The 22,740-nt window shown below is 66.7% G+C and carries 15 protein-coding genes and 2 tRNA genes; 8 read left to right on the forward strand and 9 right to left on the reverse strand.

The features are described 5' to 3' along the window. Positions 1–3 precede the first annotated feature (3 nt). From EGM87_RS03585 to EGM87_RS03605, 5 genes are all read left to right on the forward strand, one after another. Complete coding sequence (locus EGM87_RS03585; RefSeq protein WP_137709844.1) at positions 4–1,311, forward strand: SPOR domain-containing protein; 1,308 nt, start codon at positions 4–6, stop codon at positions 1,309–1,311. A 279-nt stretch (positions 1,312–1,590) separates the two neighbouring features. Next, entirely contained in the window at positions 1,591–4,014 is a 2,424-nt protein-coding gene (locus tag EGM87_RS03590; protein ID WP_171010034.1) for a TonB-dependent receptor, read from the forward strand. Between the two features lie 85 nt (positions 4,015–4,099). Then, the gene (locus tag EGM87_RS03595) at positions 4,100–5,422 is read left to right on the forward strand and encodes an LLM class flavin-dependent oxidoreductase (protein ID WP_048577494.1); all 1,323 of its coding nucleotides are present in this window, start codon (positions 4,100–4,102) and stop codon (positions 5,420–5,422) included. Further along, entirely contained in the window at positions 5,419–6,432 is a 1,014-nt protein-coding gene (locus EGM87_RS03600; RefSeq protein ID WP_137709842.1) for an ABC transporter substrate-binding protein, read from the forward strand. Before EGM87_RS03595 ends, EGM87_RS03600 begins: the two co-directional genes overlap by 4 nt. Before the next feature lie 88 nt (positions 6,433–6,520). Continuing rightward, positions 6,521–6,895 carry a hypothetical protein gene (locus EGM87_RS03605; RefSeq protein WP_137709841.1) on the forward strand — a complete coding sequence of 125 codons (375 nt, stop codon included), beginning with the start codon at positions 6,521–6,523 and terminating at the stop codon, positions 6,893–6,895. Between the two features lie 17 nt (positions 6,896–6,912). Here the strand turns inward: EGM87_RS03605 and EGM87_RS03610 are convergent, their stop codons facing one another. Continuing rightward, complete coding sequence (locus EGM87_RS03610; protein ID WP_137709840.1) at positions 6,913–8,718, reverse strand: IlvD/Edd family dehydratase; 1,806 nt, start codon at positions 8,716–8,718, stop codon at positions 6,913–6,915. A 150-nt stretch (positions 8,719–8,868) separates the two neighbouring features. Between EGM87_RS03610 and EGM87_RS03615 the strand changes: the two genes are divergently transcribed. Beyond that, positions 8,869–11,073 (forward strand): PQQ-dependent dehydrogenase, methanol/ethanol family, encoded by a 2,205-nt coding sequence (locus tag EGM87_RS03615; protein WP_137709839.1) that lies wholly within the window; start codon positions 8,869–8,871, stop codon positions 11,071–11,073. Between the two features lie 100 nt (positions 11,074–11,173). On the opposite strand, the gene EGM87_RS03620 is transcribed toward EGM87_RS03615, so the two are convergent. From EGM87_RS03620 to moaA, 4 genes are all read right to left on the reverse strand, one after another. Beyond that, positions 11,174–11,248, reverse strand: a tRNA-Asn gene (locus EGM87_RS03620). A gap of 182 nt (positions 11,249–11,430) precedes the next feature. Further along, positions 11,431–11,505 (reverse strand) — tRNA-Asn (locus EGM87_RS03625). Between the two features lie 78 nt (positions 11,506–11,583). After that, positions 11,584–12,360 carry an NAD kinase gene (locus EGM87_RS03630; protein ID WP_025550952.1) on the reverse strand — a complete coding sequence of 259 codons (777 nt, stop codon included), beginning with the start codon at positions 12,358–12,360 and terminating at the stop codon, positions 11,584–11,586. Continuing rightward, a complete protein-coding gene (moaA, locus tag EGM87_RS03635) occupies positions 12,357–13,367 on the reverse strand; it encodes a GTP 3',8-cyclase MoaA (protein ID WP_044662001.1) in 1,011 nt (336 codons plus the stop codon). The genes EGM87_RS03630 and moaA overlap by 4 nt, the downstream gene beginning before the upstream one ends. Positions 13,368–13,461: 94 nt before the next feature. On the opposite strand from moaA, the gene EGM87_RS03640 reads away from it, so the two are divergent. After that, positions 13,462–15,498, forward strand: a complete 2,037-nt coding sequence (locus EGM87_RS03640; protein WP_253719136.1) for a putative bifunctional diguanylate cyclase/phosphodiesterase — start codon at positions 13,462–13,464, stop codon at positions 15,496–15,498. Here EGM87_RS03640 and EGM87_RS03645 read toward each other — a convergent pair. The 4 genes from EGM87_RS03645 to EGM87_RS03660 all read right to left on the reverse strand — a co-directional run bounded on the left by EGM87_RS03645 (position 15,487) and on the right by EGM87_RS03660 (position 20,582). Further along, a complete protein-coding gene (locus EGM87_RS03645) occupies positions 15,487–16,248 on the reverse strand; it encodes a TorF family putative porin (protein WP_503345421.1) in 762 nt (253 codons plus the stop codon). The genes EGM87_RS03640 and EGM87_RS03645 overlap by 12 nt on opposite strands. After that, complete coding sequence (locus EGM87_RS03650; protein ID WP_025549031.1) at positions 16,220–16,630, reverse strand: hypothetical protein; 411 nt, start codon at positions 16,628–16,630, stop codon at positions 16,220–16,222. Before EGM87_RS03650 ends, EGM87_RS03645 begins: the two co-directional genes overlap by 29 nt. Positions 16,631–16,738: 108 nt before the next feature. Next, positions 16,739–20,203, reverse strand: a complete 3,465-nt coding sequence (gene mfd / locus EGM87_RS03655; protein WP_137709989.1) for a transcription-repair coupling factor — start codon at positions 20,201–20,203, stop codon at positions 16,739–16,741. 109 nt (positions 20,204–20,312) lie between these two features. Then, on the reverse strand, positions 20,313–20,582 hold the full coding sequence (locus EGM87_RS03660) for an FAD assembly factor SdhE (RefSeq protein ID WP_044662006.1): 270 nt from the start codon (positions 20,580–20,582) through the stop codon (positions 20,313–20,315). Between the two features lie 85 nt (positions 20,583–20,667). Here EGM87_RS03660 and recG point away from each other — a divergent pair, with 85 nt between their 5' ends. Continuing rightward, positions 20,668–22,731, forward strand: a complete 2,064-nt coding sequence (gene recG / locus EGM87_RS03665; protein WP_137709837.1) for an ATP-dependent DNA helicase RecG — start codon at positions 20,668–20,670, stop codon at positions 22,729–22,731. Positions 22,732–22,740 lie beyond the last annotated feature (9 nt).

The following is a 22,740-nucleotide window of genomic DNA, read 5'->3' on the forward strand; positions in this document are numbered from 1 at the left end:
GCCATGAAGCGCAAGGCCTTCGCCAAAGCAGCGGCCGCGTCGATGCTGATCGGCACGACCATGGTGGGATGCACCGGTGCGGCGTTCCGCACCACCGCCGCCGTCGCGCCGCAGAAGCCGGACCGTCTGGCGGCCGGCGTCGAGAAGGCGCTGGCGGATCGCGACGGGGCCCGCGCGGTCGAACTGGCGGAGGCGGCCGTGCAGGCGGCGCCGCAGGATGCGGGCTATCGCCAGTTGCTGGGCCGCGCCTATGTCGCCGGCGGTCGCTTCGCATCGGCGGAAACGGCGCTGACCGATGCGATGACGCTGGGCAATCGCGACGCCCGGACGATCATCACCCTTGCGCTGGTGCAGGTGGGACTGGGCAAGGATCGCGCGGCGCGCGACCTGCTCGCCAGCCATGCCGACATCGTTCCGGCGGCCGACTATGGTCTGGCGATGGCGATGGCGGGCGATGCGCCGGAGGGCGTGCGCATCCTGTCCGAGATGATCCATGATCCGTCGGCCAATGCGCGCACCCGCCAGAACCTGGCCTATGCCTATGCGCTGGCGGGCCGGTGGAAGGATGCGCGGATGATGGCGGGATTCGACCTCGATCCGCTTGCCGCCAACCAGCGCATCACCCAATGGGCGCAGAACGCCGCGCCCGGCCTTTCGCAGCAGCGGGTCGCTGCGCTGATGGGCGTGACGATCGACGGCGCCGATGCCGGTCAGCCTGTGGCTCTTGCCCTGGCGCCGCCAGCCTCGCCGGCCCGGATGGCGGAAGCCGCCCCGGTCGAGCAGGCCGTGGAGGCGGGTCCTGTCGCGCTTGCCGCCGCCGATCCCGCACCCGCGCCGCCGCCGGCCATGGCGGAAACGCCGGCGCCGATGATCCAGGCCATTGCGGCCCCCGTCCGCGTCGCCGCCCCGCGCCAGGCCGCTCCGGCGCGTGTCGCGGCGGCTGCGCGCATGCAGCAGGCTCCGCGCCTTCAGCCGGCGGCTTTCCGCGCGAGTGGGAAGGGCGGCGGCCACTGGGTGGTCCAGCTCGGCGCCTATGACAATGCGGCCATCGCCAAGGAAAAATGGTTCTCCATGGCTCGCCGCAACAGCATGCTGGCGAATTTGCCGGTCGTCACCAGCCAGATCGCGGTGAACGGCGCCACCCTGGCCCGTCTGGCGGTTGGCGGCTTCGACGAGAGGGCGGAGGCGGTCGCGCTTTGCCGGGCCATACAGGCGCGGCGCGGTCAATGCTTCGTGCGGGAGAATGTGGCGGACGCGACGCCGCAGCGCTGGGCGCTGGCGACGCGCGGGCGCCAATTTGCCGGCCGCTGAAAAAGATCTTTGCATTACAGGCGTCTTGCGGGCGGCTCCCCCATGGGAGCCGCCCGCTTCCTTTTTCGCTGCTGCCTGCGGGGCGTGAAATGGGGAAGAAGGCGGGGCGCGGGACATCTGCCCTCCTCCTCCTCCACCTATCAGCATTTCGAATGGGTGTATTCGAAGAACTAAATCGCCTCCCTTAGATTATATTCATAATGCAACGCCCCGAAGGCCGACCGGACGTCGTGCCGAATGGAGCGGCGCGCGACAGCGCCGCCTGGGGGATATATGCGGTTGAGTTCGAAAATCGGGCGGGTCCTGGCGGCCGGCGCGAGCGCCATGGCCTTCTGCGCGGGCGGGGTTGCCGGGGCCGCGGAGCCCGATGCGCCGTCCCCGGCGCAGGCCGGGCCGGGAGACACCGGCGTGGAGGTGATCACGGTCACCGCGCGCCATCGCGCCGAAAAGCTTCAGGAAGTGCCGATCGCCGTCACCGCCCTGACGGAGCGGGACCTTGCCGCGTCCGGCAATTCCAGCATCCGCCAGATGCAGAGGCAGGTGCCGAGCCTTCAGATATTGGGGTTCAATCCGCGCAACATCACGATCCAGATCCGTGGGCTGGGAACGACGGGCGGCGCGGCCAACAGCGGCACCGAGCCGGGCGTCGGCATCTATGTGGACGGCGTCTATCATGCGCGTCCGTCGGTGGTCGTCTTCGACACTTTCGACGTGGCCAATGTCAATGTCCTGCGCGGTCCACAGGGCACGCTGTTCGGCAAGAACACGGTGGCCGGCGCAATCGAGATCACCAGCCAGCGCGCATCCTATGAGCCCGAATTGCTGGGGGAGGTTTCCTATGGAAATTACGACTATGGCCAGATCAAGCTAGCGGCGTCGGGGCCATTGGGGGACAGCGGCTTCGCGGTCCGGGTCGCGGGCATGAAGGCGGACCGCAACGGCACCGTCTATAACAGCGTCTACAGGGACGACTGGCAGGATCACCATAACCAGGCCGTTCGCGGGGAGCTGGCCTATCGCAATGGGGATGAGAGCTTCACCGCCCGGCTGAACGCCGATTATAACGACCAGAATTCCTATTCGGCCATGCCCCGGCGCGGCGTCCTGCCGAAGCTGCGCGCGGATGGCAGCGTCGCGACCGCAAGGGGCTATTACGACCGGGCGCGCGACGCCGGTTATGTCCCGCCGCCCATAGACGCCTTTGCGCGGCGCATCGATGTGGATACGCCGTTCACGATCAACATGCAGACCGGCGGCGCTTCGCTTACCCTGGTGAAGAAGCTGCCGGGGGATCACAGCCTCACCTCGATCACCGCATGGCGGTTCTGGGACTGGAATCCCTCCATCGACAGCGACGGCACCGGCGCGGCGATCAACATCCAGACCAATCTGCCCACCGCCCAGCGGCAATGGAGCCAGGAACTGCGCATCGCCTCCCCCGGCGGGGGCGCGGTCGACTATACGGCGGGGCTTTATTATTTCTGGCAGCGCACCCGCGAGGTGCCGTTCAACACCTATGGCAGGGATGCCGCCAAATATCTGCTGGGCGCCGCCTTCCCTTCGGAAGCGCTGAACAATTTCAGCCAGACCGGCCTGCAGCTCTTCCACACCAAAAGCTATTCCGCCTTCGCCAATGCGACATGGCATGTGGATGAGCGCCTCGACCTTACCGGGGGCATCCGCTACACCTATGAGAAGCGCTCGGGCCGTTTCGAATCCGTGGCCGTGGGCGGCGTGCCGCTGACCGACCCGGTCTTCTCCTCCCTGTCCCCCGAGCAGCTTACCGCCATCGCGTCCCGCCGGAACGGCTTCGCTCCCACGGCGCGATACGATGCGGCGACCGAGGGCGGGCGCGTGTCGGGGACGGTCAACGCGCTTTATCGGCTGGCCCCCGGCATCAACCTTTATGCCGGTTATTCGCGCGGCTTCAAATCGGCGGGGATCAACCTGGTGACGCCGGTGCAGCTAGCCAACGGGCCGGCTCCGGTGACTTTCGATCCGGAGATCGTGGATTCCTTCGAAATCGGCCTGAAGACCGACCTGTTCCACAACGCCGTCACCTTCAACCTTGCCGCCTTCCGGTCCGACGACAAGGGCTATCAGGCCAATCAGGGAGTGATCGTGCAGACGGGCACCGGGCCCATCGCCCGCTATTTCATCACCAATGCCGGCAAGGTCCGGACCCAGGGCGTCGAAATGGATGTCCGGGCGAGATGGAACGGCCTGTCGCTGACGGGCGCCGCCACCTATAACGACGCCAAATACCGGTCCTACACCAACGCCCAATGCCCCTATCTCTGGGTCACGGCGGCCAATGGCGGGATCTGCGACATTTCCGGGCGCCAGATCGCGGGCGTGTCGAAATTCGTCTATACCATCGCCGCCGAATATGCCTTCTCCCCACGGCCGATATTGGGCACGGAGGCGACGCTGTTCCTGGGCGGCGACTATAATCACCGGACCGGTTTCTACGGATCGCTCAATACCGATCCCTTCGCCCGCGTGCCGGGCTATGGGCTGGCGAGCGCCTATGCCGGAATCCGGAGCGCCGACAATCGCTGGGAATTGCGGCTGTGGGGCCGCAACCTCTTCGACAAACAATATTTCGTCAATGCGTCGGTCGATCAGGTCACGACCTATTCCTACAACGGGACGCTTGGCGATCCGCGCTTCTATGGCGCCACGCTCCGGATGAAGCTGTGAACCGCGCCGCCGCCGCCCGCCGGGCCGCCCGAACCCTTCCAACGATCCCCGCCAGAAGCGGCTTTGCCCAGACAGGAGACAGCAGATGACGATTGCCAACCGGTTGAAGCTGGGCCTTGTCCTCCACGGCGTGGGCCGGGGATGGCAAAGCTGGCGCCATCCCGAAGCCATCATCGATGGCAGCACCAATATCGACCTTTATGTCGAGCAGGCGCAACTGGCCGAAAAGGGCCTGTTCGACTTCGTCTTCGTGGCCGACAGCCTTCAGATCGACGAAAGGTCCATGCCCCATTATCTGAGCCGGTTCGAACCGGCGACGATCCTTTCGGCGCTGGCGACCGTCACCAGCCATATCGGCCTGGTCGGCACTTTCACGGTATCCTATTCCGAACCCTTCAACCTGGCCCGCCAACTGGCATCGCTCGACAAGATCAGCCGGGGCCGGGCGGGCTGGAACGTGGTTACGTCCTGGCTTGCCGGGACCGCCGCCAATTTCGGCAAGGACAGGCATTTCGACCATGACGAGCGCTATCGCCTGGCCGCGGAATATGTCGACGTTGTCCGGGGGCTGTGGGACAGTTTCGAACCCGGCGCGCTGGTGGGGGACAAGGAGGCGGGCGTCTTCCTCGAACCCGGCAAGCTTCACACCCTGGATCATGCCGGGGAGTTCTTCCGCGTTCGTGGCCCGCTCAACCTCGACAGGACGCCGCAGGGCTATCCCGTGACCTTCCAGGCCGGCACGTCGGAAGAGGGCAGGAACTTCGCCGCCAGCTATGCCGACGCGATCTTCAGCGTGCCGCGCAGCAAGGAACAGTCGATCGCCTTCCGCAGCGATCTGCGCCGCCGCGCCGCGGAGGCCGGGCGCGATCCCGACAAGCTCTATGTCTTCGGGGCGATTTCCGCGCAGGTCGCCTCCACCCGGGAGGAACTCGACCGCCTGGTGGAGGAGCGCAATCGCTATAATTCGATCGAGAATGCCCTGTCGTCGCTCGGCCAGTCGTTCAACGACTATGATTTTTCCAGGCATGATCTGGACGCGCCCTTTCCCGCAGTGACGGAGGAATGGCTCAACAGCAGCCAGGGGGCGGTCACGCGCATCGTCAGCGCGGCGGTCGAGGAAGGGCTGACGCTGCGGCAGACCGCGCTGCGCTTCGGCAGGCCGATCGACAGCCTGGACGGCACGCCCGAAGAGATTGCGGACCAGATGCAGAGCTGGCTGGACGACGGCGCGATCGACGGCTTCATGCTGACGGAGGGGCTGCCGGGCCAGTTGAAGGCCTTTGTCGAGCAGGTCGTGCCGGTGCTGCAGCGGCGCGGATTGCTGCGGACCAGCTATGAGGGCGCGACCTTCCGCGAGAATCTGGACCTGCCGATACCGCAGAACCGCTATTCGGGCGCGGCGGCATGAGAATGAGTGGGGCGATCCGCCGGATGAAGGCGCTTTGGCGGACGCTGGCCGGCGCGGCGGTCGCTGTCCTGCTCGTTCCGCTTGGCGGGTGCGATCGCCCGGCCGACGGCGACGGTCAAGTCCTGCGCGTCGGCACGCACAGGGGCGGCACGCGGGGCATGATGCTTGCGGCCGGAGAGTTGAAGGACGTGCCCTACCGGATAGAATGGGCGCAGTTCCCGAGCGCCCAGACGCAGATCGAGGCGATTTCAGCGAATGCGGTGGATGTGGGGATCGCCGGCGCGGCCTCCTTCCTCTTCGCCTATAACGGCAACCCGCAATTGCGTGCGATCCAGGCCATGGACGGAGGACCGGAGCAGAAGGCGGTCGCCGTCATCGTTCCGGAAAAATCGGCGGCGCGGGACATGCGCGACCTTCGCGGCAGGTCGATCGCCACGACCAGGGGGTCGGTCGGGCACATCACGCTGCTCCAGGCGCTGGAACAGGCCCATCTGAAGACCAGCGACGTGTCGATCAGCTTCCTGAGCCCGAACGATGCCATGACCGCCTTCGCCACGGGCAAGGTCGACGCGCTTGCGATATGGCTTCCCTATCTGGCAACCGCCGTCCGCAGCCACCATGCGCGGGTGCTGACCTATGCCTGGAACGGCACATCCAACTATCTGGTGCAGGTGAGCAGCGATGCTTCGGTGCGGGCGAAACATGCGTTGCTGGAGGATTTCCTGCGCCGCTATGCGCGGGCGCAGCTCTGGGCGAACGGGCATCCGCGCGAATGGTCGGAAATCTCTTCGCGGGAAACCGGCGTTCCGCGCGACATCGCCGCCTACAGCGCCGAACGCTGGCACTGGACGCCTGCCCCGGTGGACGGCCGGGTGGCCGACGCCCTGCACGAAACGGCGCGGATCTTCGCCGCGGAGCTGCCGCCGCCGCACCGAGACGGCGCGGCGGGCCTGGATTCCAGCTTCGACCATGCGGTCGACGGATCGGGAGGCCCGCGCAGCGGAGGGTGATCCGCCCCCCTGAAAATCCCTGGTGGTGCGGCCATCGCTTTGCGCTTAGGTTCCCCCCTCGAAATCACGATCGGTCATGAGGTGGAGGATGAAGTACAGGATCGGTTTCGACGATCAGCGCAAGCTGGTTTCCGTTTCCTTCTTCGAATTTCTGGATGCGGAAACCGGCCAGCGCTACACCACGGAATTGTCTGACGGGCTGCGCGCCAGGCAGGGGAGGGGGCGCTATAACCTCCTCATCACGGTCGGGCAGCAGGACATCATGCCCCAGGGCACCGTGGAGGCGATCAACGATCTGGTCGAATCCGAAGCCTTCAGGATCATCCGCAAGACGGCGGTGGTTTCGCACAGCGCGCTGCATGCGATGCAGGTCAAGAGGATCGGAGAAAACCGCCTGATCAGGCCAGTGGCCACCGAAAAGGAGGCAATGGACTGGTTTGCCGAGGAGGAAGGGCCGGAGTAGCGCCGCCGGGCGATGCGCTAAACCGGATGTCGTGGCAGATCGCTGAGCGCCGAGACATTGCGGTAGCGGGTGGCGCGGCCGATGACCATGCCGTCGGAAAGCTGATCGACCAGTTCCCGCTGGATTTCCTGCCACGGCGTCTGCGCGCTGGGCATGGGGAAGCCGCCTGCCGCCTCCAGCGCGTCCCGCCGCCGCGTCAGTTCGGCCTGCTCGACCAGCAGGTCCGCCCTGCGGCGGCGCAGATCGATGCGAATCCGGTCGCCGGACCTGACCAGAGCCAGATTGCCGCCGCTTGCCGCCTCCGGCGAGGCGTTGAGGATCGACGGGGAGGCGGAGGTGCCCGATTGCCGGCCGTCGCCGATGCAGGGCAGGACGCTTATTCCCCGCTTCACCAGGGCGGCTGGCGGGCGCATGTTCACGACCTCCGGAGCGCCGGGATAGCCGATCGGTCCCGCGCCCCGCATCACCAATATGCTGCTTTCGTCTATCCCGCTTGCCGGATCGTCGATCCTTTTCCGGAAATCCTCCGGGCCTTCGAACAGGACGGCCGTGCCTTCGAACGCGTCCGGATCGTCGGGATCGGTCAGATAGCGGTCCCGGAATTCGGATGTGATGACCGACAATTTCATGATCGCCGATGCAAAGAGATTGCCGCGCAGCACGATGAAGCCGGCATTCCGGCGCAGGGCCGTTTCGGCGGTGCGGATCACATCGCTGTCGGTCGCCACGGCGTTCCGGCAATTCTCGCCCAGCGTGCTGCCGTTGACCGTCAGCGTGCCTTCATGGATGCGGCCCATCCGCATCAGTTCCGCGACGACCGCCGGAACGCCGCCCGCCCGGTGGAAATCCTCCGCCAGATAGGCGCCGGCGGGCTGCATGTTGACGAGCAGGGGAACGTCATGGCCCCGTTCCCAGTCCGCGATGCCGAAATCGACGCCGACATGGCGGGCTATGGCTATGATGTGGACCGGCGCGTTGCTCGATCCCCCGAGCGCGGTGTTCACGACCACGGCATTTTCGAAGGCTTCGCGCGTCAATATGTCGGAAGGGCGGATATTCTGCCGCACCAGTTCCACGATCCTGCGCCCGGTGCGATAGGCGGCGGCGCCGCGTTCCCGATAGGCGGCCGGAATGGTGCCGCTGCCGGGCAGGGAGAGGCCGAGCACTTCGGCCAGGGCATTCATCGTCGACGCGGTGCCCATCGTGTTGCAATAGCCGGCGGAGGTGGCGCCATCCATGATCGCCTTCCTCATCTCGCCCTCGCTGATCCGGCCGGCGGCATGTTCGGCGCGCAATTTCCAGGCGATGCTGACCGCGCCCGCCCGCTTGCTTCTGTACCAGCCGTTGAGCATCGGCCCGTTGGTGAGCACCATGGCGGGGATGTTGGCGGTCGCCGCCGCCATGATGCAGGCGGGGGTCGTCTTGTCGCAGCCCGTGGTCAGCACGACGCCGTCCAGCGGATAGCCGTGCAGCGTTTCGACCAGTCCCAGATAGGCGAGGTTGCGGTCGATCGCGGCGGTCGGGCGGCGGCCGGTCTCCTGGATGGGATGGACTGGAAATTCCAGCGGAATGCCGCCTGATTCGCGAATGCCGTCCTTCACCCGCTGCGCGAGTTCGAGATGGCTTCTGTTGCATGGCGAAAGGTCGCTGCCGGTCTGGGCGATGCCGATGATGGGCCGCCCGCTCTGGAGCTCTTCCGGCGTCAGTCCGAAGTTCAGATAGCGTTCCGTGTACAGCGAGGCGAGCACCGGATCCTCGGCATTGTCGAACCATTGCCGGGACCGCAGCCTGTGTTCCTCCCCGGACTTTCCGCCGCCGCTCATCTGCCGCCTCCCTAAAAAGTGACTTCCAGTAAAAAAGTCGATTTAATATTGTATGGTGGATAATGTGGCATATGATCGCGTCGGTGACAACTGCCGCCGAGTCCGGCGGATGCGGGGCGGGAAAACCCGGCCGGTGGGAGGGGGAAGATCATGAGCGGACCCAATCATGTCGATCGAGGCCAGCGGAGTCCGGAAGGCGGCAGGCCTGCCATGGCGGGCATTGCCGCCGGGCTGTGCAGGCGTCTTCTCGCCCCTTCCCTCGTGGCTGCGATGACGATCGGCCTTGCCGCCTGCCGCGGTCCGGCAGAGCCTTCCGTCGGCGGCAGTTCAGCGGACTGGGCGCATTATGGCGGGACGCAGGACGAGATGCGTTTCAGCCGGCTGGAGGAGATCAACGACGGCAATGTCGGGTCGCTGGGCCTTGCCTGGTCGCTCGATCTGGAGGGGGAGCATCAGCTGGAGGCGACGCCGCTGGCGGTCGGCGGCACGCTCTATTTCACCGGTCAGGACGCATCGGTCTATGCGGTCGATGCGCGGACCGGAAAGCGGCTCTGGCGCTGGGACTCACGGGAATGGGCGCTGCGCCCGCAGACCATGCACTATATCTTCTCGGTCAACCGAGGCGCCGCCTATTGGCAGGGCAAGGTCTATGTCGGCACGCGCGACGGCCGGCTGGTGGCTCTGGACAGCCGGACCGGCCGCCCCATCTGGTCGCGGCAGACGGTGGCGGAGGATTCCTTTCAGTTCATCACGGGCGCTCCGCGCGTGTTCAATGGCAAGGTGATCATCGGCAATGGCGGGGGGGACTGGGCCGCCAGAGGCTATGTCACGGCCTATGACGCGAACAGCGGCAGGCAATTGTGGCGTTTCTACACCGTGCCGGGCGATCCGGCGAAGCCGTTCGAGCAGCCGGCGCTGGCGATGGCCGCGAAAAGCTGGACCGGGCAATGGTGGAAATGGGGCGGGGGCGGCACCGTCTGGGACGGCATCACCTATGACGCGGAGATGAACCGCATCTATATCGGCGCAGGCAATTCGGGACCCTATAATCCGCGCCTGCGCACGCCCGGCGGCGGCGACAATCTCTTCCTCGCCTCCATCGTCGCGCTGGATGCCGATACGGGCCGCTATATCTGGCATTATCAGGTCAATCCGCAGGAAGCATGGGATTACAAGGCGGCAGCCCAGATGACGCTGGCGCGGCTCGACATCGACGGGAAGCCGCGGCGCGTGTTGATGCAGGCGCCGACCAACGGCTTCTTCTATGTGATCGACCGCGACAGCGGGAAGCTGATTTCGGCCGAAAAGATCGGCAAGGTCAACTGGGCCGAGCGGATCGACGCGAAATCCGGCCGGCCTGTGGAGGTGCCCAATGTCCGGTATGAAAAGGGGCCGATAACCATCTGGCCGGGCCCGCAGGGCGCGCATAATTGGCAGTCCATGGCCTATAATCCGGATACGGGGCTGGTTTATATACCCTATATGCAGCTCGGCGCCGTCTATGAGGAAGACAAGGCCTTTCTGGAGAGGGTGAAGGCGAACGGCGGCGAACCCATATTCGGCGTTTCGGGCGCAGGCACGCATTTTTCGATCCATGCCGATCCGAACGACCCGCGCGACGGCAAGGGCGAACTCATCGCCTGGGACCCCGTGGCGCAGAAGGCCCGGTGGAAGGTCCAGTATGACAGCCTGTGGAACGGCGGCACGATGACCACGCGGGGCAACCTGGTCTTCCAGGGCGATGCCGACGGGATATTGCACGGATATGACGCCCGCACCGGCAAGGAACTGTGGCGTTTCAACGCGGGGCTGGGGATCATCGCGCCGCCGATCACCTATGAAGTGGGCGGCAGGCAATATCTCTCGCTGCTGGTCGGCTATGGCGGCGGCGTGGCGATGCTGGGCCGGTATGCGGATCGCGGCTGGAAATATAATGCGCAGCCCCGGCGTCTGCTGACCTTCGCCCTGGGGGGCAAGGCGCGGCTTCCGAAGACGGCGCCCGCGGATTTTCAGGTTCGCGCGGTGGACGATCCGAAGCTGGTTCTGGATGAAGCCGCGGTCAAGCGCGGCGGCAGGCTCTATGGAGCGAACATGTGTCACGCCTGCCATGGCGCGGGTCTAAACAATACCGGCGTTCCCGGGCCGGACCTTCGGGAATCGGGCGTGGCGCTGGATTACCAGGCCTTCTCGCAGCTTCTGTCGGAAGGGCCGCTCATGGAACGGGGCATGCCCCGCTTCGAAACCCTCTCCGATGCGGACAAGCGCGCGCTGTGGAGCTATATCCGGGCAGGAGCGCGCGTGTCGCTCGGCAAGCGCAAGGCGAACGACGCGCCCGTGAAGGCGACCGCATTCTGATGGCATGATGATGCGCGGAAACTGCTGGGGGACATGCTTTCACGCCCGAATGGAGCGGAATGTCCCTCTGGTTTCGCGAAGCCGATCCGGTGTGAAAGACTGGCTCCCCGAGTAGGATTCGAACCTACGGCCATTCGATTAACAGTCGAATGCTCTACCGCTGAGCTATCGGGGAGCGGCCCGGCTTGCGCCGGGCAGGCCGCGCATATGCAGCGGCTTTGGCGAAATGGCAAGGGCCGGAACCGCCGCCAGTCCGAAAAAAATGCCTGAATGGCCCGATGCGCGCGGGGCATGAGCCAAGGCGCGTCAATCTGCCTGAATTTGGGAGGTTTTCCGGTGCCGCCGCAGGATGGAAAGTGGCTCCCCGAGTAGGATTCGAACCTACGGCCATTCGATTAACAGTCGAATGCTCTACCGCTGAGCTATCGGGGAGCGACCCGGCTTCCGCTGGGCAGGCCGCGCCTATAGCAGCGGATTTCCGGCAATGGCAAGCGCCAAATGACGGAATTTTCACGCGATGAACTGTTCGGCCGCGATCCGGTCGTCCAGCGTATGTTCGGGGTCGAACAGCAAGGTCAGCGGGGTCGCGCGGTCGATCTTCACCTCGACCTGCGCGACGTCGCGCACTTCGCGCTGGTCGGCAACGGCGCTGACCGGGCGCTTCACGGGATCGAGCACCGTGAACTGGATCGCCGTATTTTCCGGCAGGATCGCACCGCGCCAGCGCCGGGGACGGAAGGGGCTGATCGGCGTCAGCGCCACCAGCGCCGATCCGAGCGGCAGGATCGGTCCATGCGCCGAGAGATTATAGGCCGTCGATCCGGCCGGCGTCGCCACCAGCACGCCGTCGCACACCAGTTCGGGCAGGACGGTGCGGTCGTTGACCTTCACCTCCAGCTTGGCGGTCTGGCGCGTTTCGCGCAGCAGCGAGACTTCGTTGATGGCGGGGATGGAGAAACGCTCCCCATCCACGGTGTCGACGACCATGCGCAGCGGATTGACCTTGAACGGCTTGGCTGCTTCTATCCGCTGTTCCAGCCGTTCGAGCCGCCATTCGTTCATCAGGAAGCCGACCGTGCCCAGGTTCATGCCGAACACCGGCAGGATTCGCCGCCCCTCCAGCATGGAGTGCAGCGTCTGGAGCATGAAGCCGTCGCCGCCCAGTGCGATGATCATGTCCGCCTGCTCCACGGGCACGAAATCATAGGCGGCGCGCAGCCTTTCCTCCGCCGCCTTGGCCGCCGGGCTGGGGGACGCGACCAGAGCGCGCCGGACGTCGTCGGTCATCCGCCGGTCACGCTCATATGCCGCCGCACCGCCGGCGCGGCATCGGCGCCGATGCGGAAATCATGCGCCGCCGGCTTCAGCCGCAGGGCGCGGTCGATCAGCGGTTCCACCGCGGGCAGGCCGCCCTGGCGGAAGGCGGCCTTCAGGTCGACATGATCCTCATGGCCCAGGCACATGAAGATCTTGCCTTCGCAGGTCATGCGCATGCGGTTGCAATCGGCGCAGAAATTATGGGTGAGGGGCGTGATCAGTCCCAGCCGCGCCTTCAACCCCTCGACCGCATGATAGCGCGCGGGGCCGCCGGTGCGATGCGGGACCGGCGTCAGCGCGTGATGCCGGCGGATCGAATCGGCCACCTGCGTCAGCGGCAGATAATGATCCGTCCGGTCTTCCCCGGTTTCGCCCAGCGGCATGGTCTCGATCAGCGTCAGGTCGAACCCCCGCGCATCGCACCAGTGCAGCATCGGCAGGATCTCGTCCTCATTGATGCCCTTGAGCGCGACCATGTTGATCTTGACCGACAGGCCGGCGGCCCGCGCCGCCTCCAGCCCTTCGAACACGGGCCGGATGTCGCCGTTCCGCGTGACATGGGCGAAACGTTCAGGGTCAAGGCTGTCCAGGCTGACATTGATGCGCCGGACGCCTGCATCCGCAAGCGCCTGCGCATGATGCGCGAGCCGCGTGCCGTTGGTGGTGAGCGTCAGTTCGTCGAGGCCCGCCCCCACATGCCGGCCGATGCGCCGGACGAGGTCGACGATGTCGCGCCGCACCAGCGGTTCGCCGCCGGTCAGCCTGATCCTGCGCACGCCCCGGGCGATGAAGAGATCGGCCAGCAGCGCAATCTCCTCCAGCGTCAGGACCTGGTCCCTGGGAAGGAAGGTCATCCGCTCCGCCATGCAATAGCGGCAGCGCAGGTCGCACCGGTCCGTCACCGAAATCCGCAAATAGCTGATCCGGCGGCCGAGTGCATCGGTCAGGACCGTGCGCCCAAGATCGGCCATCTCCATATATGCTAGCTAGGCGATGGACCTGCCCCGTGCAAGCGTCACCGGTTGCGGCAGCGTAAACAGGACGCTAACCGATGGGGTCTAGGAAGGGGCGATGGACCGTCCCGAGGAGCATCATGTGAGCGGCGAGACCGCACTGGACGGACAGCGCAGCCTCTTCATTCTGTCGCCGGGGGACCGCGACGGACTGTCGCAGCAGGTGCGGACGGCCGGCTGGCGCGCCATCGCCGCCCGTCGCGCGACCGATGCGGCGCAGCGCTTCCTGCACAGCGATGCCCAGATCGCCCTGATCGACATGCGCGGCGCGCGCGATGGCGAGGCCGGCCTGATCACGTCGCTGGTGCCCGCGGTGGATGCGGGTGGGGGCGCGCTCATCGCGCTGGTCGACGCTCTCGACATGGCCGCCGTGCCTGGATTACTGGAGGCGGGGGCGACGCATTTCCTTGCCGTGCCCTTCACGCCGGTCGAGCTGCGCGCGACGCTGGCTTCGGCGCAGCGGCTGGTCGACCGGCTCGTTGGCGGGACGACGCACAGCCGGCGCGCCCAGCGCATCCGGCGCGGGGATGCGCTATACTGGGAAAGGGACGGGGACCGCATCCGCCTCAGCGACAATCTTGCGCGCCATCTTGGCCTTGAGCGGCAGAGCGTCGATCCGGCCGCCTTTATCCGCCGCCTGCCGCGATCGGAGCGCCGTTCGGTGATCGCCGCCCTGCGCGGCATGATGCGTTCCGGGCGTCCGGAGGCCTTCGCCCATGCCGCGCCGGGCCGTCCGGGCGACCGGCTGGTCCACCATCTGCGGCTGATCGACGGGGTGGTCGCGGCGGATGTGGAATGGTTGTCCGACGCGCATGGCCATGATGCGACCGGCCGCGACGACCTGACCGGGCTGCGTTCGCGTCAGGCGGCGCTCGACTGGCTGGAACGGCGGCAGGGGCTGGCGACGACGGTGCTGCTGCTGTCGATCAGCCAGTTCGACCGGATGAACGCCGCCTATGGCCAGGTGGTGGGCGACGCGCTGCTGGGCCGGATCGCCCGCCGCATAGAGCGCATGACCGTCGACATGGCGGTCGGCGCGACGGTCGCGCGCATCGCCGGGACCGAATTCCTGATCGGCCTGACGGGCGAAGCGGCGACGGCGGAGAAGGCGACCTTCCTGGCCCGGCAACTGATCGGCGCCATCGGCCGTCCGTTCAGCGCGGGCGACCATCTGATCCGTCTGACGGCGCGTTGCGGCATCGCCCAGTCGCGTCCGGACGACGACGCCACCCGGCTGATCCGCCGCGCCGGCACCGCTCTGGCCGACGCCAGGGTCGGGGGAGGGGAGGGCATCCGCATCTTTTCTTCGGAAAAGCGCAGCCGACAGGTGGATGCCGACCAGTTGGAAACCGACCTGCGCCTCGCCTTGCATCGCGGGGAGATCGGCATATTGTTCCAGCCGCAATATCCGGTCGGGGGCGAGCATATGATCGGGGTCGAGGCGCTGGCGCGCTGGAACCACCCGCAATATGGCGCTCTGGGGGCGGGGATGCTGTTCGCCACGGCGGAGCGTTCCGACTATATGCTGCCGCTTTCGGCGCATATTCAGGCCGAAGCGCTGCGGCAGGCCGCCGCCTGGCCGCGCGCGCTGTCGCACCTGCGCCTGTCGATCAACGTCACGGCGGAGGACATCGCCCAGCCCGGCTTCATGCCGCAGTTCCTGAACCTGGTGGACATGAGCGGATTTCCCCGGTCGCGCCTGACGGTGGAGATCACCGAGAGCGGCCTGATCGAGGATGTGGACAATGCCACCGCCTTGCTGACGGCGCTGCGGGCCGAAGGGCTGGCGGTGGCGGTGGACGATTTCGGCACCGGCTATTCCAGCCTTGCCTATCTCAAGAGCCTGCCGCTCGATTATCTGAAGATCGACAGCGGGCTGGCGCAGGACATTGCGGGGACCGCCCGCGACAGGATCATCGTGCGGGGCGTCATCCACATGGCGAAGTCGCTGGGCCTGCGCGTCATTGCCGAAGGGGTGGAGACCGAGCAGCAGCTCGATCTCCTCACCCGTGAAGGTTGCGACTATTATCAGGGTTTCCTGCGTTCGGCGGGCGTTTCCTCCGCCGATCTGGTGGCGCTGGCGCTAAAGGCCTAACCCCACCCGTCCGATCAGGCTTGCCCCCGCATGGCGGCCTCCGGGGCCTGCGATGCCGCTGTCGGCATAGCGCAGGCCGGCGAACCAGCGGCCCTTCATATAATCGACGCCGATCCCATGGTCCCAATAGGCGCCGTCCGGGCGCAGTCGCGCGGCGCGGGCCGGGTCGCGCGCATCGCCCGAAGACCGGCCGATCCGCGCGGAGACGGTGAGGGGCGTGCCCGGCAACCCCATCGCCGCCGACGCGGACAGATAGAGATTGTCCCCGCCGATGGACGACTGCCTGGGGGCATAGCTGCCGTTGACGTCGATGCTGGCCGGCCCGATCAGGAAAGCCGCGCCAGCGCCGATTTCGCCATAGCCCTGTCCGGAACTTCCGGGGAAAAGGTGATAACGGCCTTCGGCGGAAAGCCGCCATCCGCCGATCTGCCGTGCATAGGCCGCCCCCAGGTCGACGACGGCATCGGCTCCGCCATGCCGGGCGCTGCCCCATAGCGAGGCGGCGGCGCCGTCGAGGCTCAGCCCGTCAGCAACGGGCACGGACAGCGTACCACGCAGCACCGGGTCGCCCTCGCTCCAGCTCAGGCCCCGGCGCCGCTCGCCGCTTGCGACCTCGACCGTGGCCGACACGCCGTCGGCATATTGCGCAAAGGCGGGGCCAGCGCCGACGCCAGCCAGGAAGGCGCTGGCCAGAATGGCGCAGGCCAGCGCCGCCCTGTCTTCAGTTGGAGGCAAGATTGCGGACGGCATCAAGCTCGGCCAGTAGCGGCGCGTGGTCCGCCTGTGCAACCGCGATCAGATGTTCGCGGATTGCGCCTTCATAACGGGCCAGATTGCGTTCGCCCGACTGGCGGCCGGGCGTGCAGGCGCCATGCTCGCTGCCGGAAAACTGCCTGTCGCTGGAAACCGTGCGGCTGAGCGCAGGTCCATGGCTGAGCGCCCGGTCGACCAATATGGTGGCGGTCCACTGGCACCGTTGCATGTCCGTTCGGTTCGGGGTCCGGGCGCCGATGGTTCTGGTGCGGAACTCGGCGCGGGCGCTGTAGGTCGCCTCGACAGGCTTTCCGCCATGGTCGATCTGCACGCTGTGCGTGGCCGCTGCCGCGGCCAGGGCAATAAGGGTCAAACTCATGTCATTCTCCTGCTTGGCGCCGGACTTTGCTGTCCGGTCGCCAGAGCGGGATTTAGGTTGCGACTGTTGCTGGCTGTTGTCCGAGGGATGACAAAGGGGTGCTGGCGTTCAGGCAGCAGCCTTCGCCAGCCCCTTGGAAAGCTGCAGCGCGCCGTTGAGCCGCGCCGCCGGATCGGCCCAGGCCCGGTTCACCACCACCTTGCTGTCGGGCCGCAGCCGCGCCACGCCGTTCAGCCGCTGGATATAGGCGACCAGCCCCTCGGGCCGGGGGAAGCGGTCCTCGAAGAAGCTGACCAGCGCGCCCTTCGGTCCGACATCGATTTTCGCGATATTGGCGGCGACGCAATTCTGCTTGATCTCGATGATCTTGAACAGGTTCTGCGTCGGCGCGGGCAGCTTGCCGAACCGGTCGATGAGTTCGGCGGCGAACGCCTCCAGCCCCTGCCGGTCCTCGACTTCGTTGAGGCGTCGATAGAGCCCCATGCGCAGGTCGAGGTCGGGCACATAATCCTCCGGAATGAGGATCGGCGCGTCCACGGTGATCTGCGGCGAGAAGCTCTCGCGCGCCTTCTCCAGCCCCGCGCCGCCGGCCTTCGCCTCCAGTATCGCGTCCTCCAGCATCGACTGGTAGAGTTCGAACCCGACCTCCTTGATATGGCCGGACTGCTCGTCGCCCACCAGATTGCCCGCGCCGCGTATGTCGAGGTCGTGGCTGGCAAGCTGGAACCCCGCGCCCAGCGTATCCAGGTCGGACAGCACCTTCAGCCGCTTTTCCGCCGTTTCGGTGATCACCCGGTTGGCGGGCGTGGTGAAATAGGCATAGGCGCGCGTCTTCGCCCGCCCGACCCGCCCGCGAAGCTGGTAGAGCTGCGCCAGGCCGAAGCGGTCCGCCCGATGGATGATGAGCGTGTTGGCGGACGGAATGTCGAGCCCGCTTTCGACGATGGTGGTCGAGAGCAGCACGTCGTAGCGCTTGTCGTAGAAGGCCGACATGCGTTCCTCCACCTCCGTCGCGCTCATCTGGCCATGGGCGACCACCGGCCGCACTTCGGGCACTTCGGTGCGGAGAAATTCCTCGATCTCCGTCAGGTCGGAAATGCGCGGCACGACGAAGAAGCTCTGGCCGCCGCGATAATGTTCGCGCAGCAGCGCCTCGCGGATCACGACCCCGTCCCACGGCATGATGTAGGTCCGCACCGCCAGGCGATCCACCGGCGGCGTCTGGATGACCGACAGTTCGCGCAGGCCCGACATCGCCATCTGCAAGGTGCGCGGAATGGGCGTCGCCGTCAGCGTCAGCACGTGGACGTCGGTCTTGAGCGACTTCAGCCGTTCCTTGTGGGTCACGCCGAACCGCTGTTCCTCGTCCACGATGACGAGACCCAGCCGCTTGAACTCCAGCCCCTTGGCCAGCAGCGCATGGGTGCCCACCACGATGTCGACGGTTCCGTCGGCAAGGCCGGCCTTCACCGCCTTCGCCTCCTTGTCCGGCACCAGCCGGGACAGGCGGCCGATCTTCACCGGGAAACCCCGGAAACGCTCCTCGAAATTCATGTGATGCTGCCGGGCGAGCAGGGTGGTCGGGCAGATCACCACCACCTGCATCCCCGCCATCGCCGCGACGAAGGCGGCGCGCAGCGCGACCTCCGTCTTGCCGAAGCCGACATCGCCGCAGACCAGCCGGTCCATCGGCCTGCCAGCGCCCAGATCCTCGATCACGTCGCTGATCGCCCGGTCCTGATCGTCGGTTTCCTGATAGGGGAAGCGGTCGACGAAGGCGGGATAGCCCGCGCTGTCGGGTTCCGCCACGGTCGCGGGCCGCAGGGCGCGCTCCGCCGCGGTCTTGAGCAGTTCGCCCGCAATCTCCCGGATGCGTTCCTTCATCCGCGCCTTGCGCCGCTGCCAGGCCTCCCCGCCGAGCCTGTCCAGGCTGACGCCCTCGCTTTCGGAGCCGTAGCGGGAGAGAACCTCCAGATTCTCGACCGGCACATAGAGCTTGTCGCCGCCCGCATATTCCAGCGCGACGCAATCATGCGCCGCCTTGGCGACGGGAATCTGGGTCAGCCCTTCATAGCGGCCGATGCCATGGTCCATGTGCACGACCAGATCGCCCGGCGAGAGCGTCGCCAGTTCGGCCAGGAAAGCGTCGGCGCTCTTCTTGCGCTTGGCCCGCCGCACGAGCCGGTCGCCCAGCATGTCCTGTTCGGTCAGCACCGCCACGTCGGGCGCGGTGAAGCCATGGTCGAGCGGCAGGACGGTCAGCACCGTGCTGCCCCCCGCCGCGATGCCCAGCGCCTCCTGCCAGCTGTCCGCCGCCGCGATCCGCTTCAGCCCATGGTCGGCCAGCAATCCGGACAGCCGTTCCCGCGCGCCGCCCGAATAGCTGGCGATGACCACCTTCTTCTTCGCCCGCTGGAGCGCGGCGATATGTTTGCTCACCGCCTCATAGACATTGGCGTTCTGCGCCCGCTCCGGCGCGAAGTCGCGTGGGCCATCCACGGCGAAGTCGAGGACGGAGGCGGTTTCCGGTTCATGGAAAGGGGTGGTGGCGTGCATCGGCCAGTCCCGCGCCAAAGCGGCCCATTCCTCCGCCTCCAGATAGAGGGCCCTGGGCTCCAGCGGCCGATAGGCGCCGGGATCGGAGGATTTTGCCGCCGCGCGGTTCGCATGATAGTCCCTGATCGCCTCGAACCGCGCCTCCGCCGCGCCCGCGACGCCATGGTCCAGCAGGATCAGGCTGTCGTCGCCCAGATGGTCGGTCAGGGGCACCAGCCGTTCCTCGAACAGCGGCAGCCAATGTTCCATGCCCTGCAGGCGGCGCCCGTCGCTCACCGCCTGATAGAGCGGGTCGCCGGTGGCCGTGGCGCCGAAAATTTCGCGATAGCGGCCGCGGAAACGCTTGATCGTCTCCTCGTCCAGCAAGGCCTCCGACGCGGGGAGCAGGGTGAAGCCCTCGACGCTCCCGCTCGTCCGCTGGTCGGCGGGATCGAAGCGGCGCACCGTCTCTATCTCGTCCCCGAAGAAATCGAGCCTGAGCGGCTGTTCCTCGCCGCCGGGGAACAGGTCGACAATGCCGCCGCGTATGGCGAACTCGCCCCGGTCATGCACGGTGTCGGTGCGCACATAGCCATTGGCCTGCAGCATGTCGGCCAGCCGCGAGATGGCGATCCGTTCCTTGGGCGCGAGTTTCGCCACCAGTTGCCGCACGCGGAACGGCGTCAGCGTGCGCTGGGTGAGGGCGTTGAGCGTGGTGAGGACGAGTTGCGGTCCCTGCGGCTTGCCTTGCAGGGCGTAGAGGCCCGCCAGCCGGGCCGCGGCGGTGCGCAGCGAAGGGCTGGCCCGGTCATAGGGCAGGCAGTCCCAGGCCGGGATTTCGACGATCTCGATCTCCGGCGCGAAATAATGCGCCGTATCCGCCACGGCGCGCATCAGCTGCTCGTCGGGGGCGACGAACAGGGTGCGGGACGGGGCGGCGCGCGCGATGTCCGCCAGCAGCCAGGGCTGAAAACCGGCCGGCACGCCGGAAAGGGTCATCGGGGCGGAGGCTTTGAGGATTTTCTGGAGATCGGTCATTTCTTGCTTCGTCATTCCCGCGAAGGCGGGATGCGTTTCCCGGCCCGGCGTGTGGATGCTCCGTCAGGAGATGAATCCCCGCCTTCGCGGGGATGACGGCGTAGGGCTTCTATTTCTTCCCGATCTCCACGAAATCCATCTTCACGAACCTGTCCCACATCGGCCCGCGCCATTGTTCCGGCAGCGGCAGCGTGCCGAGGGCCCAGGCCATGATGTCGGCATCCTGTTCCTCGATAAAGCGTTCGAACCAATCCAGTTCCTCTTCGCCCCATTCGGCATGGTAGCGATCGAAAAATCCCCCCACCGCCAGGTCCGCTTCCTTGATGCCGCGATGCCAGGCCCGGAATTGCAGGCGGCGGATGCGGGGGTCTTCGTTCACAATTTGTTCCTTGCGCGAGCATGGCGAAATTGCCGATCGGATGTTTGCGCATCGTCCCGGCTGGGCTAGACGCATGCAGATAGCCATGCGACCCGATATCCTCAACCCACTCTTCACCGAAATCGAAGCGCTGAAAGGCGTCGGCCCAACATTGGCAAAACCGCTGGAGCGGCTGGGCCTGGCGCGCGCCGTCGACGTCGCCTTCCATCTTCCGGTCAGCTTCATCGACCGCCGCATGGTGGACGAGCTGATCCTGGGCGATTCAGGCCGGGTCATCGGCATCACGCTGACGCCCACCGATTATCGCGCGTCCGGCAGCGCCCGCGCGCCGTTCCGCGTGATCGCGCAGGACCGGCACGGGAACAGCGTCGCGCTGGTCTATTTCGGCCGCAACAGCGCCTGGCCGCGCAAGCTGCTGCCGCTGGGCGAAGCGAAGTTCGTCTCCGGCAAGCTGGAGGCCTATGGCGACAATCTGCAGATCGTGCATCCCGACCATGTCCTTCCGCCGGAGGAAGCCGCCACCATTCCCGCGCGGGAGCCGGTCTATGGCCTGTCCGAAGGGTTGACCAACAATCGCCTGCGCGACCTGGTGGCGCAGGCGCTGGCCCGCGCCCCCGAACTGCCCGAATGGATCGAACCCAGCCTGCTCGCCCGCAAAGGCTGGCCCGGATGGCGGGAGGCCCTGCATCGCATCCATGCCGATCCCACGGACGCGCTGGCCCGCGAGCGGCTCGCCTATGACGAGATATTCGCCGGGCAGCTTGCGCTGATGCTGGTGCGCCAGTCGTCCCGCAGGCGCCGGGGCGTGCCCGTTGCCGGTGACGGCCGGTTGCGCGCCATGCTCAAGCTGCCCTTTGCGCCGACCGGCGCGCAGAGCCGCGCCTTCATGGAAATAGAGGGCGACATGGCCCAGCCCGTGCCCATGCTGCGCCTGTTGCAGGGCGATGTGGGGTCGGGCAAGACGCTGGTCGCGCTGATGGCGCTGCTCAACACGGTCGAGGCGGGGGCGCAGGGCGCGCTGCTGGCGCCGACCGAAATCCTTGCCCGCCAGCATTATGAAACGCTGCGCGGGATGGCGTCGGGCCTGCCGGTGAATATAGCCATCCTGACCGGGCGCGAAAAGGGCAAGGCGCGCGAATCCACCCTCATGGGACTGGCGGACGGGAGCATCGACATATTGGTCGGCACCCACGCCATCTTCCAGGATGCAGTGCGATACAAGAACCTCGCCCTGGCGGTGATCGACGAGCAGCATCGCTTCGGCGTCGCGCAGCGCATGATGCTGGCGGCCAAGGCGGAGCGCGCGCCGCACCTGCTGGTGATGACCGCCACGCCGATCCCGCGCACGCTGACGCTCACTTATTATGGCGAGATGGACGTGTCCCGCCTGGACGAGATGCCGCCGGGCCGGAAGCCGATCCAGACCGTCGTCATGTCCTCCGGGCGTCTGGACGAAGTGGTGGAGGCGCTGGCCCGCCATGTGGAGGGCGGGGGTCAGGCCTATTGGGTCTGCCCGCTGGTCGAGGAAAGCGAGAATAGCGACCTTGCCGCCGCCGAGGCGCGGGCGGAAACGCTGCGGATGCGCTTCGGCGAGCGGGTCGCCATCGTGCACGGCCGGATGAAGGGGCCGGAGAAGGACGCCGCGATGGAAGCCTTCGCCTCCGCCCGGGCGAAGATATTGGTGGCGACGACCGTAATCGAGGTCGGCGTCGACGTTCCCAACAGCAACCTCATCATCATCGAAGGGGCCGACCGCTTCGGCCTGGCGCAGCTTCACCAGTTGCGCGGGCGCGTGGGGCGGGGGCAGAACCAGTCGGTCTGCATCCTGCTGCGCGGCAATGCGCTGAGCGAGACCGCCCGGGCGCGGCTGGCCCTGATGCGGGAAACCAATGACGGCTTCCGCATAGCCGAGGAAGACCTGCGCCTGCGGGGCGCGGGCGAGATATTGGGCACGCGCCAGTCGGGCGAGCAGCAGTTGAAGCTGGCCACGCCGGAGCATCTCTCCGCCCTGCTCGATCCGGCGCGCGACGACGCGCATCTGCTGATCGACCGCGATGGGGGACTGAGCGAGGCGCGGGGGCAGGCGGCCAGAACCTGCCTCTATCTTTTCGAACGCGACGCGGCGGTGGGTCTGCTGCGCAGCGGGTAGGATCGCTGC

Origin of the sequence: Sphingobium sp. RSMS (assembly GCF_005406185.4) — a bacterium.
Classification (GTDB): Bacteria; Pseudomonadota; Alphaproteobacteria; order Sphingomonadales; family Sphingomonadaceae; genus Sphingobium; species Sphingobium fuliginis.

Excerpts from the sequence above, each read along its gene's own strand:
- EGM87_RS03585 (WP_137709844.1), top strand. The coding sequence starts at position 4 with ATGAAGCGCAAGGCCTTCGCCAAAGCAGCGGCCGCGTCGATGCTGATC.
- EGM87_RS03595 (WP_048577494.1), top strand. The coding sequence starts at position 4,100 with ATGACGATTGCCAACCGGTTGAAGCTGGGCCTTGTCCTCCACGGCGTG.
- EGM87_RS03600 (WP_137709842.1), top strand. The coding sequence starts at position 5,419 with ATGAGAATGAGTGGGGCGATCCGCCGGATGAAGGCGCTTTGGCGGACG.
- EGM87_RS03605 (WP_137709841.1), top strand. The coding sequence starts at position 6,521 with ATGAAGTACAGGATCGGTTTCGACGATCAGCGCAAGCTGGTTTCCGTT.
- EGM87_RS03610 (WP_137709840.1), bottom strand. The coding sequence starts at position 8,718 with ATGAGCGGCGGCGGAAAGTCCGGGGAGGAACACAGGCTGCGGTCCCGG.
- EGM87_RS03615 (WP_137709839.1), top strand. The coding sequence starts at position 8,869 with ATGAGCGGACCCAATCATGTCGATCGAGGCCAGCGGAGTCCGGAAGGC.
- EGM87_RS03630 (WP_025550952.1), bottom strand. The coding sequence starts at position 12,360 with ATGACCGACGACGTCCGGCGCGCTCTGGTCGCGTCCCCCAGCCCGGCG.
- moaA (WP_044662001.1), bottom strand. The coding sequence starts at position 13,367 with ATGGAGATGGCCGATCTTGGGCGCACGGTCCTGACCGATGCACTCGGC.
- EGM87_RS03640 (WP_253719136.1), top strand. The coding sequence starts at position 13,462 with ATGGACCGTCCCGAGGAGCATCATGTGAGCGGCGAGACCGCACTGGAC.
- EGM87_RS03645 (WP_503345421.1), bottom strand. The coding sequence starts at position 16,248 with ATGCCGTCCGCAATCTTGCCTCCAACTGAAGACAGGGCGGCGCTGGCC.
- EGM87_RS03650 (WP_025549031.1), bottom strand. The coding sequence starts at position 16,630 with ATGAGTTTGACCCTTATTGCCCTGGCCGCGGCAGCGGCCACGCACAGC.
- mfd (WP_137709989.1), bottom strand. The coding sequence starts at position 20,203 with ATGACCGATCTCCAGAAAATCCTCAAAGCCTCCGCCCCGATGACCCTT.
- recG (WP_137709837.1), top strand. The coding sequence starts at position 20,668 with ATGCGACCCGATATCCTCAACCCACTCTTCACCGAAATCGAAGCGCTG.